The organism is Paenibacillus shirakamiensis, from assembly GCF_017874255.1.
Classification (GTDB): Bacteria; Bacillota; Bacilli; order Paenibacillales; family Paenibacillaceae; genus Fontibacillus; species Fontibacillus shirakamiensis.
This window is the reverse complement of sequence record NZ_JAGGLD010000004.1, coordinates 354096-367767: the sequence shown is the minus strand read 5'-3', so window position 1 is coordinate 367767 and position 13672 is coordinate 354096. Positions and strand designations below refer to the sequence as shown.

Genomic DNA, 13672 nt, shown 5'->3' with positions numbered 1-13672 from the left:
TACTCACTCGTTGTTCAGTTTTCAAAGATCAATTTCTCTTATACAGCGCCGCTTTGCGTCTCTTTCGATGTCTCAGCAGCAACTCTTATAATATAACATGTTGGTCATTCAATTGCAAGCACTTTTTTTCAGAAAGTTTTGCTTATTTCATTCTGATATTCAATTGTGTCATTCCGATGTTTCATTTCCAGAAGGACAAGTTGATGACCGGACAATTAATATACCATCTGCTCCTTATCATTGTCAACACTATTTCTCAAGAATATTTCAAGTGATTTCCACGTGATTTTTAGCTTCTATATATAGAGCAAAATAAAGGGCAATATAGGGCGAACTAAAAGGGAAATACGAAAACATTTTAACTACCATTGTATAAACAAAAAAAGGCTATCCAGTAAGGATAACCTTTCGTCTAACTCAATTAAAATCTTAATCTGAGCCCATGAAAATATAACGGAAAATAATCAACACAGCCAAAACCCACATTAACCAATGAATCTTAACTTTGTTTTTGGTGAATACATTAGTGAAAAATGCAAGGATTACATAAGACACAATTCCTGCGGATATTCCGTTAGCAATTCCGCCCGTGAAAGGCATCAGAACAATCGTTAGAAATGCAGGGAATGCATGTAGGAAATCATCCCATTCGATATTACGGACTTGAGACATCATCATCACACCTACAATAATAAGAGCCGGCGCTGTAGCCGCTGATGGAACTACACCTGCTAGAGGAGCAATAAACAAAGCCAATAAGAACAAGATTCCGGTAGTTACTGAAGTTAGTCCTGTACGGCCCCCCTCCGCTACACCCGCAGTACTCTCTACGAAGGAAGTAATTGTACTTGTGCCCAGAACAGCACCCGCACTTACACCCACCGCATCCACAAGCATTGCTTTACCGATTTTCTTCTCGCCTTCTTCTTTGTTATCCATCAAACCAATTTTGGTAGCTGTTCCTACAAGGGTTCCGAAAGTATCAAATAATTCTACAAAAGTAAAGATGAATACAATTTCGAACAAACCGATTTTGAAAGCACCAGCTAGATCGAGCTGACCTACAGCTAAATTATCAAAAGTAGGTATCCAATGTGCTCCGGAAAGACCTTTCAGATCCGTAACTCCCATTGGAATTCCAATTAAAGTCGTAATAACGATACCAATTAATAATGCTCCTTTTACACGTAAGGTAAGAAGAATTGCAATTAAGATAAGTCCAATTAAAGTAAGCTGAACATCATGGCTGTGAACTAAATCTCCAATGGCAAAGTTCATACTACTTCCAAGCACCGTCTTGGAGGGATCGTCCACCCCCGAAAGGTGAGCCACCATCAGGTTACTCATTTTGAAACCAATAACCGCGACGAACAAGCCAATTCCTACGGTAATTGCGGATTTAATACTGGATGGAACTGCAGCAATCAAGAGCTGACGTACTTTCGTTACGGTAAGAATGATGAAGATAATCCCTGAAATAAACACAGCACCAAGCGCTGCTTGCCAAGTAATCGCTCCGTTAGAACTAAGGACTACCGTCATAAAATATGCATTAAGGCCCATTCCCGGTGCGAGGGCAATTGGAATGTTTACGAACAGTCCCATCAAAATAGTAATAAGTCCTGCACCCACTGTCGTTGCAAAGAACACGCCATCTTTTGGAATCCCTGCGCCATCAGGTCCTAGAAAAATATTGTTCACAAACAGAATGTAAGCCATGGTCATAAACGTTGTTAGGCCTGCTATAATCTCTGTTTTTACCGTAGTGCCATTCTCTCTAAGCTTAAAGAACCGTTCCATTATCGAAATTCTCCCCTTTGAATGTATCAGAAACGACAAAAAAACCGGATAATTTCATGCATCTCCCGGCTATAACAGTTGGAATAGGCTTAACCCATCTCTATAACTGGACATGAAATTAATATGCCCTATTATCCTGGTTATCAGCCTGTTCCTTTCGTAGCCAGATCATTAAGGTGATCTCGTAGAGACTACCGGGCCAATCCCCGGAATTATACGAAAGCATATGAAATTTTTGTCGATGTCTAAGTACTGTTGTGTGTTCATTTGACCTAATTCATTTGTCCTGAACACAAACTTTATTTTAGGGGTCGCCCCCACGAATGTCAACCATAAAATACGAATATTCGACAATAAATGATTGGTAATGTTCGTGATTTGTAAAATCCTGACGATGTAACAATAAAAAAACCTGGAGATGCTTATAAAAAGCACCTTCCAGATTCATTAATGATAACCTCTTTAATACTTATTCCCACTCAATCGTTGCAGGTGGCTTGGACGTAATATCGTATACAATACGATTCACATTATCCACTTCGTTAACAATACGTACGGAGATCTTCTCAAGCACATCCCAAGGGATACGTGCCCAGTCCGCCGTCATACCATCAATGGAAGTTACAGCACGGATACCTACAGTATAGGAATACGTACGAGCATCCCCCATAACACCTACGCTCTTCATGTTAGGAAGAGCCGTAAAATACTGCCAAATTTCGCGATCCAAACCAGCTTTAGCAATTTCTTCACGCAAAATGTAGTCCGAATCACGAACAATGGTCAGTTTCTCTTCGGTAATCTCGCCTAGAACACGAATGGCAAGGCCTGGACCCGGGAAAGGTTGTCTCCAGACGATTTCTTTAGGAAGGCCACATTCTTCGCCAACCACACGAACTTCATCTTTGAAGAGGGTCTTGAGTGGTTCGATCAGCTTGAACTTCATATCTTCTGGCAATCCACCTACATTGTGGTGAGACTTGATGGTCTCTGCTGTAGCTGTGCCACTTTCCACGATATCTGTATATAGCGTGCCTTGAGCTAGGAATTTGAAATCATCAAATTTCGTAGATTCTTCTTCAAAGACATAAATGAATTCGTTACCGATAATTTTACGTTTTTGCTCAGGATCATCTACGCCTGCAAGCTTGGACAAAAATCGGTCTCGGGCATCAATTTTGACAACTTTCATGTCGAATTTGCCAACAAACGTCTCCATTACACTCTCTGCTTCCCCTTTACGAAGAAGACCGTGATCAATAAACATGCAGGTGAGTTGGTCGCCGATGGCTTTGTGAATCAGCATAGCTACTACAGAAGAATCGACACCACCACTCAAGGCACAGAGTACTTTGCTATCTCCAACTTCTTCACGAATGTCCTTGATCATCTCATCAATAAAGGCATCCATCGTCCAATTGCCTTCGCATCCACATACTTCGTACAAGAAGTTCTTAATCATTTCGTTCCCGTGAATGGAATGACGTACTTCGGGATGGAACTGTACGCCATAGAAATGGCGATCCATGTTACTGAAACCTGCAATCGGTGCATGCTCTGTAAATGCATCTACGATGAAACCTTCCGGAAGCTCAACTACATGATCCCCGTGGCTCATCCATACCGTTTGCTTGGCATCCATACCTTGAGTCAATGCACAATGTTCAGCAAAATTCACATCCGACTTTCCATACTCACGCTTCGCAGCACGTTCTACTTTACCGTTCAATTGCTGGGCCATGAGCTGCATGCCGTAACAAATTCCGAAGATTGGAATGTTCAGATTGAATATTTCCGGATCTACATGAGGTGCATTCTCTGCGTACACGCTGGTAGGTCCACCTGAGAACACAATGCCTTTTGGCGCTATTTCACGCAGACGTTCTACAGGAGTGTTGTATGGAAGCAGCTCACTGTATACACCAAGATCGCGAATTCTTCTTGCTATTAACTGGTTGTATTGTCCTCCAAAGTCCAAGACGACAATGATTTCATTTGGCTTATTCATTTCCGAGCCTCCCTCAATTCATGGAACCTATTATACGAAAGGTCAAAACAGATCGTCAAGGAAGAACCCTGCCGAAATCAGCTGTATATGGTCGTAATATGTCTGCATTTCCGTAAAAACATCCGTGTGCTGAGCCGATCCAACTTCACCCTACCATAATATACCGCTTCCCATGTATTGAGGAATTGGATCAACTCTGTACGTTCATAATCATCTTCTGATCCAAGGCTACTTATATACTCCCTACCAGTAATTCCCACTGTTTGGTTGCCATACCTTCTATATATGATTGTCCATACTTTCTCAGATACCTTAAGTAGTTCAGGTCTGCCGGGGAATCTGTTGCGTGGCAAATAAAAGATGAGCAGTACAACCATCCATGTCCATCTTGAAAGTACCCAACCAAATAATGACACTAAAGCAATGAAGCTTATTATTATTAAAATGAAGCTACCCCGATGTTGTTGAATCCATAACAAGAGTTGAAATGTGAATTTATTAAGAGATGCTACACTCAACTTCAGCACCCTAGATCCAACATGGATATAATTAAGCCCTCCTACATTAGCAAGAGCCGAGGACACTAGTGGGGCCTCGTCCGAAGTCATGGAAAAGCCAGGTGTAGGATCAAAAGGAACCCAACCAAACTCTGGAAAATATACTTCTACCCATGCGTGGGCATCTGCATAGGACACGTTATATCGATCTTTGTCCTCCTTACTTAATTGACCTGGAGCAAACCCTTTCACCCAACGCGCTGGAATGCCTTGTGTACGAAGTAAAACAGCCATGGCGGTAGAAAAATGAGTACAATAGCCCTTTTTTGCAACAAATAAAAAATGAGCAGTAAAGTCATCTCCAGTCGGAGGGATCGATGTCTTCAACGTATATTTATAATGCTGCTTCAGATAGGTCTGCACAGCCATGACAGCTTCATATCTAGTAGGCGCATCCTTTATAATCTGCTTGGCTAGGTTCTTCACAGATGCAGGAAGCTCAGCAGGTAACGCTAAGTTATTCTCCTTAACAAACGAAGGGTCCTGAGTTGTAAGAGGTATGGCTTGCAGTTGTGTAGAAGGTACATCGCCTGCTTCAACAGTTATAGAATAGCCGGTTAGCTGAGAATTATGAGTGGTGTCCATCGGATTTTCTTTATATAAAACGGCTTCTTTAGAGATATCGTAGTAAGCGGATTGAAAAGGTAAAGACTGGTTCCCGTGTTGCAGACGATCTAATTTGATAGGTATCCCCCCGCCCCAGAGTGCAAGTTCCCCTGTCTGCGGCTCATGAAATGTAATTGTCTGTTGAATGAGAGGACCGTGAGAGAGATTTGAAATTTGTTTTGGAATCGTACCGTCTTCTGCAAGTAGAATCTGCTGAATATCCCCCTCTTCCCAACCACGCCCTGTATACTTACTCTTACTCTCTCCACGTAAATAAGAGCGAATTGGCGAATTTACAGTCAAAAAAGGTTCGTGCTTTAGCTGGAGTGGAGCACCGAGCTCCTGATCATCCTCGCCATAACCTGATAAATTGTAGGTAGATCGACTTTTGGGAAGGAGTGAAGTCTCGGTCCATGTCTCCAAACTTTGAACTGCATGGTTCCAAAGTAAAGAGCTTGATGGCTTGGAATCCAACTGACGAGTTAAACCTGCTATACCAAAAACACACCCCAGAATAAGCGCGACACTCCACATGTAACGGGATAGTAAGAGACCAGACAAATCTCCCTGAACATTCTGCCTTAGGTGAAGTACATGGATAACAGCTTGCAAAAGCAGCCCTATGAGCACGGTTCTGACTACCCCGGCGTATACGGATAGATTCAGTCCATATTCCAAAGCTAAAAGATATAGAATCGTAGCTCCAAAGAATAGAAAGATACTCTGCCGACTGAGCGCTAGAAGCTGAACGGATATTACGAGCAAAGACCATCCCATGAGTAAGAGTAACATTCTCATCTCCTCACCCATATTGAGCATACGACCTGTAGCATAGATCTGCTGGACATTTTCTGTAATCACTTGACCACAATGCATAAACCATGAAAGGCCTTGGCTCTGACCAAATATATAGAGCATGCTAGTAATCCAAATCGCAGGAGAAAGACACATATACATCCACCGAGGCAGATCCATACAACCTAGGACTAGAAATGATAGAGTAATCACATAAAATAAAGCTATAGTTCTTGAATCATCAGGCCCCAATATCGGTATTAATGGAGCTAACCATTCTCTAAAGAGACCAAATAAAAATAAAGAGAGTAGCATTCGGTCGAGATATTTCATCTTAGGCTCAGGTAAATCTTTAGCATTCATGATCTGTAAGGAGGGACTAGATCTATGGATTTTATTTAGGATTTTCTGCATCAGAGTCCCCCTCCTACCGCTGGCAATGATGAAGAAAAATGAGCATGTTCTACCTTAATACCCACTTGCTTTAAAATCTCAGCACGCTCGGCTTCCTCTCGAAGCAGCAACCCTGAACTATTTTGGGATACAATAATTATCGCTAACGATCGCTCTCGGAATGCGAAAGAGGTAAGGGATGCTGCGACCAAAGTTTCACTTAAATGCCCAGTTATGAAAAGGGTATGCGCCGGCATTTCGCCTATGGCTAAGGACTTTATACAATCCGCAGACGTAGGACCTTGATCTGAGATCTGGGCGCCGGCTAGCATGACCATGGCTTCATCTTCTGTAGAACTGGAGGACTCATGCAAAATACGACTATAGCTTAAGTGAAAATGAACTCGTGCGCTCTGATTACATGCCGTCTTAATACAAGAGACCGCATAGCATACAGCCTTTTCAAAAGTCAGCTCTGTCGTTGTGTTATCCATCTCTGTATAAGATCCCTTATGACAGTCCAGCACAATTAAATTGTGCTGCAAAGTCTCTTGCTCGGATATACGAGTCAGCAGTCTAGCTTGCTTAGATGATCCCTTCCAATGAATGGAACGCCAAGCATCTCCAATTTCATACTGCCGAATGAACATGCCCGGATTACCCGGTCCTATTAAGGGCTCCACATTCACTTCAATACCAGTATTTGAGCCATGGAAAGATAAAGTCGGTTTGACCTCTCCTATCTTAGGGAAGACAATAAATAACCCTTCTTGTTGAACGTTATACTTCCGAATGAACCACCCAAACATATCGCCGCAAATGATGGATATATGGTCACTTTTATAAATCCCTCTTCGAAGTCCATAGATGTCTTGCGTTACTCTGATTTGACGACGATATCCATTAAAAATATACATAGGAGCAGCTTGTCCAGCCTCTAAGGCAAGTGGATCATGAATTTCAACCCACAGAGGTGGAATCCCTCCTATGAAGGTGAAGTGAAGTGTATAATTCAATTGTTGATCCGCTGTGAGTCTTGAAATAGGCCCCTCTCGGATGGCCTCTATGCGAACGGGACCAGCGCCTTGCGCAATGAGCCCCTGAACCATCATAAATCCCGTAACAATGAATAAGAACAATACAGAATATCCTCCATGCTCTGCATACAAAAACAACAGCCCCGCTGTCAGCATACCAGAACATATCCATGGACCGAGCAAAGTTCTCATGAAGTAGCCCTTGTATTTGACATAGGAACTGGCGTTGTTCTAAGCCACTCCCGGACAAGCTCTTCTGGGTCAATCCCTGCAATTCTAGCTTCAACCGACAGCAAAATACGATGAGGTAATACATAATTCGCTACTTTCTTTATATCATCTGGAATGACATACATGCGGCCCTGATAGTAAGCTGCCGCTTGAGCCGCTCCCATCCAAGCTAGCGTACCTCTAGGACTAATGCCTAATAAGGTTTTGCTATGTCTACGTGAAGCATCAGCTAGGCTAACCATATATCTTTTGAGCTTCTCATCTACTATTACTCGCCTGACCTCATGCTGAATTACTACCATTTCTTCCGCCAGAAGTATAGGCTTCATTCCTTCAAGTGGCGACCCTTCTTGATGGTGTTCTAGCATTAGTACTTCTTCATCCAAAGCTGGGTAACCCAAAGATAAACGCATCAAAAAACGGTCAAGCTGCGCTTCAGGAAGTTTATAAGTTCCTTCAAATTGAAGAGGATTCTGAGTGGCTAACAGCAAAAAAGGTTTGGGGAGTTCATAACTTACGCCATCCACCGTCACTCGCTTCTCTTCCATTGCTTCAAGTAATGCAGATTGCGTGCGGGGAGCAGCGCGATTCATCTCGTCTGCCAAGACGAGATGTGACAGAATGGGTCCCGGACGGAATTCGAATTCTCCCCGCAGCGGATGATAGACAGAGACTCCGGTTATATCTGAGGGCATTAAGTCTGAAGTGAATTGGATTCGTCCGAAACTGCAACCTAATGCCGCGGCAATGGTCCGAACTAAAGTAGTCTTCCCTACTCCAGGTATATCTTCAAGCAGTACATGTCCTCCTTGAAGCATGGCGATAAGAACCATCTCAATCTCAAGACGCTTGCCCATAACCACCTGATCAACTTGACGCACCAACCGCTTAAGGAGCTGAACGGCTTGTTCATGAGAAATTTTATATGAGGAATTTAGCAACATAATAACCTCCATTTCCAGTTAAGAATCTAGTAAATAGTGTCGCCAGATTCAATAGGAAATAGACATGCTACCTAGTTAAATTGCTGTTATCTGCTCCCTCGTCTGTTCTGTATTCACGGAAATGATAGGATGTCCCAGCTGCTCTAACAAGGGGCGAAGTGGAACCCATATTCGTTCCCCTCGAACCTCTACGGAAAGAGGAATACTCTCTGTTACTTCGCCGGACTCCAGTTGCCGTACAATATTTTGTTGATTGTTATTAATAATAAGGGTTCGCGTGCCCCAACATACTTTTGTAATCTTCGTGTTGCTATCCCACTGCACCTGAGCTCCCAGCCGCTCAGCCATAGTCCTTAGCGGCACCTTATACTGATCTTGACTAAGTTCATAGTTACCAGCCTCCACTTCAAAGGCCTTGCCTCCCACAACAACATGAAGAGGCGATTCACCAGTAAATAACCTTGCATTGGGAATAACATGAGAAGCAACCCAAGCTCCATCGGGCAGAGATGAGCTGGAGGCTATTTTTCCGGGATGCACTGGGAATTGAACAGGCTGAACCTTTGGAGTTAATGTTCTGAATTCATATCCTAAATTTTTGTAGTAATCGATTATGTGCGGAAGTGCCTTCACGGTCTGATCATGACCACTACCATCATGCATCAGCAAAATAAGCTGATCCTTAGGCTTACTGGGCGTACTATTATGTATAATTTCGCTAGCTGGGACACCCCTTCGCATGGAATCTCCGCTATCTACATCCCAATCAAATACTTGGTATCCGGCTTCTTTCATCCATAAAAAATAGGAAGCGTCAAAATGATTGTATGTTCCCCCTGGTGCACGGACAAGAGAGGTGCGCGTGCCAGTGATGTGCCGAATAATCTCTTCCGTCTGTTTGATTTGCGACCAAAACTCAGTAAAATTACTATATAGCTGTTTGTACTCATGATTAAACGTATGATTTCCTATGGTATGACCGGCTTTCACCATGTCCTTAAGATCCTCGGGATAACGTGTAGCTTGATTCCCCAGCACAAAAAACGTACTTTGGATGTTACGCTGCTTCAAAATGTGCAGAACCTGTTCGGTTAACTTACTGGGTCCATCATCAAAAGTTAAATAGATAATTTTCTTTGGAAATATATCTTTAGTTGAAGCTAGTTGGATAGATGTTAGAGGAGAATAATCTGTATGATTGGTAGATATAGGGTCTGATGGGGTAATATCTTGGAACCGATTGTTGGCTCCCGCCGTAGAAGTCCATAAAGATGGGTTGACCAATAGGGTAATGAATACCAGTATCCCTATTAATGCGATGATTGGGTTTAAAAAAAGTGTTTTTGTTCTATACATTGAATATAACAACCTCCATTAGTTCTATAAATAGATATGCTATTTGCTAGATTATATGGAGATCTATTTAAAATTAGACTATTCATGAAGAAGAGTTGGAGCGTGAATTGCATGTATTGGATCAAAATGTTGGAGTGTCTTTTCAGTAGTCACGGCTATTTCGTTATCTTTGTAGGTCTGATCCTTGAATTTATAGCGCTTCCTTTTCCAGGAGAAACTACGATGGCCTATGCGGGTTATCTTTCATACAAAGGCATTATGCATTGGCAAGTTGTGATGCTCCTATCCTTCTTAGGTACAACCATTGGGATTACGATTACATATTGGATTGGACGCAAGGCGGGGCTTCCTTTTATACGCAAGTATGGAAAATGGGTCTTCCTGCCTCCACGCAAGTTAGAAACCACGCGGCTGTGGTTCGAAAAGTACGGCGCTTCCCTCATCTTCATCGGTTACTTCATTCCGGGTGTTCGTCACTTTACTGGTTATTTCTCAGGTATTATCACGATTCCATTCCGCAAATTCATGCTCTACGCTTATTCTGGTGCACTTGTATGGACCGCATTATTCGTGGGTATTGGCAAGATTTTTGGCCCGCAATGGAATTATGTATTTCATCTTGCCGCAACGTATTCAGCATGGGTAGGGATAGCGGTGCTTCTATGCATTGTTGGTATTCTATGCTATCGTTACCGCGCTCGTATTGGCGCCTATCGCCATGACCAAGCTAGACATTCGAAGAAAACCGTAAGCATCGCAAGCAAGAAATTAAAAGAAGCTAAAGACCGGCATTAGCGGAGCCTCCGCCAGCCGGTCTTTATTTTAAGACAGAGTTCAAGGATGCTTACTGCTCCTCTACTGCCTTCAATACTTCCGCTGTATGACCCGCTACTTTCACCTTACGCCACGCTTGTACAAGCCTACCTTCTTCATCGATCAAGAAGGTAGAGCGAACAATCCCTTCGAATTCCTTACCGTACATTTTCTTAGTCTGCCACACGCCAAACTGGGTACTCACATGATGGTCTTCATCCGATAACAAAGGAAACGGTAGGGTGTACTTGTCTGCAAATTTATCATGCGATTTCACAGAATCTGCACTGATTCCAAGCAACACAGCACCTTTATTAGTAAAATGCGCTGCACTATCCCTGAAATCACAAGCTTGTTGGGTACAACCCGGCGTCATATCTTTTGGATAAAAGTAAAGCACCACCTTCTGCCCTAGGTACTGACTCAGCTTAATTTGCCCTCCTCCAGTTGCAGGTAGGACGAAATCTGGCACCTTCTCACCGATTTGAATGGTTGATTCGTTCATACATAAAACCCCTCTCTTGTATGGTTATGTAAAGGATTCAGGAAAATTGATTGTACTTCTAAAAGAAATTATAATGGAAGGATATTAGGTTAGCCAGTTACGTAATACACCTGATGAATGCGAAGGGAAGAACGACATGACAAAACGAACGAAGCGAACCCTCCTCTGGTCTATACTGGGTGTGCTTATTGTAGCCATCGGTATCTCCGCTATTTATTTCTTTTCCATTTATAATCAGGTTGACAAGTTCCATAAGGAAGGTGAGGCTTCCCCTTTCAAAGGTGTTGCGCCATCAACAGAAGGAACAGTAACTTCACCGCCCAAGTGGGAAGGAACTGAGACCGTGAACATCCTTTTAATGGGCGTCGATGCTCGTGGTCTGAAGAAGGGAGAGGTCCCTCGTTCAGATACCATGCTTGTAGCTTCGATTGACCCCGTCAAAAAAGTCGGCCATTTGTTCTCCATCATGCGTGATACGTACGTAGATATTGCCGGATATAGTGATGATCGTATTAATGCGGCCATTACACATGGACCTGATACGGCTATGAAGACCGTCTCTGATCTTCTAGGCATTCCGATACAATACTATGTGTATACCGATTTCAGAGGATTTATCTCCCTCGTGGATGCGGTAGGTGGTGTCGATTTTGACGTAGAGAAAGATATGCATTATACCAGTGCTGCGGATCAGCATGAATATGATATTGATCTCAAAAAAGGATTCCAACATCTTGATGGCAAAACAGCGCTCCAATATGTCCGTTTCCGTCATGATGCCCTGTCAGATTTCACTCGGACAGAGCGCCAACGGAATTTCCTCAAAGCGGTAGCCGACAAAATGAAATCTACTACCTCAATTATGAAACTGCCTAGCATATTAGATCAGGTTAACCCTTATATTGATACGAATATGACGGTTAATGATATGTGGAAATTGGCTAACGTAGGGTACGATAGTCAAATGACCAGTAGTACACAAATTCCGCCGATGGATTTGTTGGTGGAGAAAACCGTTGGGGGCAGTGCTGTCCTTGGGGTTCGCAGTGAAACGAAGTTAAAGAAATACGTCCAAGATATACTGAATGGCACTGCCGAGGATAAAGGAAGCGATAGCGGTGCTCCTACGTCAAGTACAACAACGAATTCCGGAACATCTTCAGAGACCCCTGAGAGCAACACGAATACCGGATCTTCCACTTCAGGAAAATAATCATTCACCTTATGGATCTTTCACTTCATAAAAGACAGCAGGCTGTACAATAGAAAGGAAGTCATACGTATGAACCGCAAGCAATCTGAGCAACTCTATGAACAAGCACTTCAACACATTGTCGGCGGCGTCAATAGCCCCTCCCGTTCTTTCAAAGCGGTTGGGGGCGGGGCGCCTGTTTTTATGGCCAAAGCTTCAGGCTCGCACTTTTGGGATGTGGATGGAAATAAGTATGTAGATTATCTAGCAGCCTATGGGCCTATCATTACAGGTCATGCTCATCCCCATATCACAGAAGCTATTACGCGGGCAGCAGCGAACGGCATCTTGTATGGTACACCTACAGAACTTGAAATTAAATTAGCTATGATGCTAAAAGAAGCCATTCCCTCCATGGACAAAGTGCGCTTTGTCAACTCAGGTACGGAAGCGGTCATGACAACGATCCGTGTTGCTCGCGCCTTCACCAAACGGAATAAGATCATCAAATTTGCTGGATGTTACCATGGGCACTCCGATTTAGTCCTAGTTGCGGCAGGCTCTGGTCCATCTACCTTAGGTATTCCAGATAGTGCGGGCATTCCTGTAAGTATTGCAAGTGAAGTCATCACCGTTCCCTTCAATGATATTCCAGCCCTTCAAGCTGCTCTAGACAAATGGGGTGATGATGTTGCCGCCGTTATGGTAGAGCCGATCGTTGGTAACTTCGGTATGGTGATGCCGAAGCCCGGATTCCTTGAAGACTTATGCCGTCTGACCCGTAAATATGGCGCACTCGTGATTTATGATGAAGTCATTACGGCCTTCCGCTTCCACTATGGCTCTACTCAGACCTATGCTGGACTTGAGAATCATGAAGCCATTCAGCCTGATTTAACTGCTCTTGGTAAAATTATTGGTGGTGGTCTTCCGATTGGAGCTTATGGAGGAACACGTGAAGTCATGGAGCAAGTCGCTCCCCTGGGTCCAGCTTATCAAGCTGGTACAATGGCCGGTAATCCTGCCTCCATCTCCTCCGGTATTGCCTGCCTTGAAGTGCTACAAACTGCGGGGGTATATGAGGAAATGGAACGATTAGCCCTTCGACTAACCGAAGGCTTAGCCGAATCTGCGGCTCGTCATCAAGTGCCTTTGACGATTAACCGAATTCGGGGTTCTTTCTCCACTCATTTCTGTGATCACCCTGTAACGAATTATGAGGAAGCTCAAGATACAGATGGAGAGAAGTTTGCTGCGTTCTTCCGCAGCATGCTTGATCAAGGAATTAACCTAGCACCTTCTAAGTATGAGGCTTGGTTCTTGACTACGGCTCATACGGATGAAGATGTTGATCTTACGCTCGAAGCCGCAGATCGTGCGTTTAAATCTTTGCTGTAAGCTTTTACAGTAAGGTTAACTGCTACCTAAGGTGTTC

Annotated in this window: 10 protein-coding genes and 1 riboswitch; of the genes, 3 read left to right on the top strand and 7 right to left on the bottom strand. The window is 43.4% G+C overall.

Annotated elements, in window-relative coordinates:
* Positions 1-429: 429 nt before the first annotated feature.
* From J2Z69_RS13580 to J2Z69_RS13555, 6 genes are all read right to left on the bottom strand, one after another.
* Entirely contained in the window at positions 430-1800 is a 1371-nt protein-coding gene (locus J2Z69_RS13580; protein ID WP_209863521.1) for an NCS2 family permease, read from the bottom strand.
* Positions 1801-1940: 140 nt separating this feature from the next.
* Positions 1941-2040: riboswitch (purine riboswitch) on the bottom strand.
* A 229-nt stretch (positions 2041-2269) separates the two neighbouring features.
* Positions 2270-3808, bottom strand: coding sequence for a glutamine-hydrolyzing GMP synthase (guaA, locus tag J2Z69_RS13575; protein ID WP_209863519.1), 1539 nt, complete (start codon positions 3806-3808; stop codon positions 2270-2272).
* Between the two features lie 77 nt (positions 3809-3885).
* Entirely contained in the window at positions 3886-6180 is a 2295-nt protein-coding gene (locus J2Z69_RS13570; protein ID WP_209863517.1) for a transglutaminase-like domain-containing protein, read from the bottom strand.
* Entirely contained in the window at positions 6180-7388 is a 1209-nt protein-coding gene (locus tag J2Z69_RS13565; protein WP_209863515.1) for a DUF58 domain-containing protein, read from the bottom strand. Before J2Z69_RS13565 ends, J2Z69_RS13570 begins: the two co-directional genes overlap by 1 nt.
* The gene (locus J2Z69_RS13560) at positions 7385-8371 is read right to left on the bottom strand and encodes an AAA family ATPase (protein WP_209863513.1); all 987 of its coding nucleotides are present in this window, start codon (positions 8369-8371) and stop codon (positions 7385-7387) included. Before J2Z69_RS13560 ends, J2Z69_RS13565 begins: the two co-directional genes overlap by 4 nt.
* A 75-nt stretch (positions 8372-8446) precedes the next feature.
* The gene (locus tag J2Z69_RS13555) at positions 8447-9727 is read right to left on the bottom strand and encodes a polysaccharide deacetylase family protein (RefSeq protein WP_245339288.1); all 1281 of its coding nucleotides are present in this window, start codon (positions 9725-9727) and stop codon (positions 8447-8449) included.
* A gap of 111 nt (positions 9728-9838) precedes the next feature.
* Here J2Z69_RS13555 and J2Z69_RS13550 point away from each other — a divergent pair, with 111 nt between their 5' ends.
* Positions 9839-10522: a DedA family protein gene (locus tag J2Z69_RS13550; RefSeq protein ID WP_209863511.1), complete on the top strand. Its 684-nt coding sequence runs from the start codon at positions 9839-9841 to the stop codon at positions 10520-10522.
* 49 nt (positions 10523-10571) lie between these two features.
* Here J2Z69_RS13550 and bcp read toward each other — a convergent pair whose 3' ends face one another.
* Positions 10572-11045: a thioredoxin-dependent thiol peroxidase gene (gene bcp / locus J2Z69_RS13545; protein ID WP_209863508.1), complete on the bottom strand. Its 474-nt coding sequence runs from the start codon at positions 11043-11045 to the stop codon at positions 10572-10574.
* A gap of 136 nt (positions 11046-11181) precedes the next feature.
* On the opposite strand from bcp, the gene J2Z69_RS13540 reads away from it, so the two are divergent.
* Together J2Z69_RS13540 and J2Z69_RS13535 are read left to right on the top strand one after the other, a co-directional pair.
* Complete coding sequence (locus J2Z69_RS13540; protein ID WP_209863505.1) at positions 11182-12258, top strand: LCP family protein; 1077 nt, start codon at positions 11182-11184, stop codon at positions 12256-12258.
* Positions 12259-12327: 69 nt separating this feature from the next.
* Positions 12328-13635: a glutamate-1-semialdehyde 2,1-aminomutase gene (locus J2Z69_RS13535; protein ID WP_209863502.1), complete on the top strand. Its 1308-nt coding sequence runs from the start codon at positions 12328-12330 to the stop codon at positions 13633-13635.
* Positions 13636-13672: the final 37 nt, after the last annotated feature.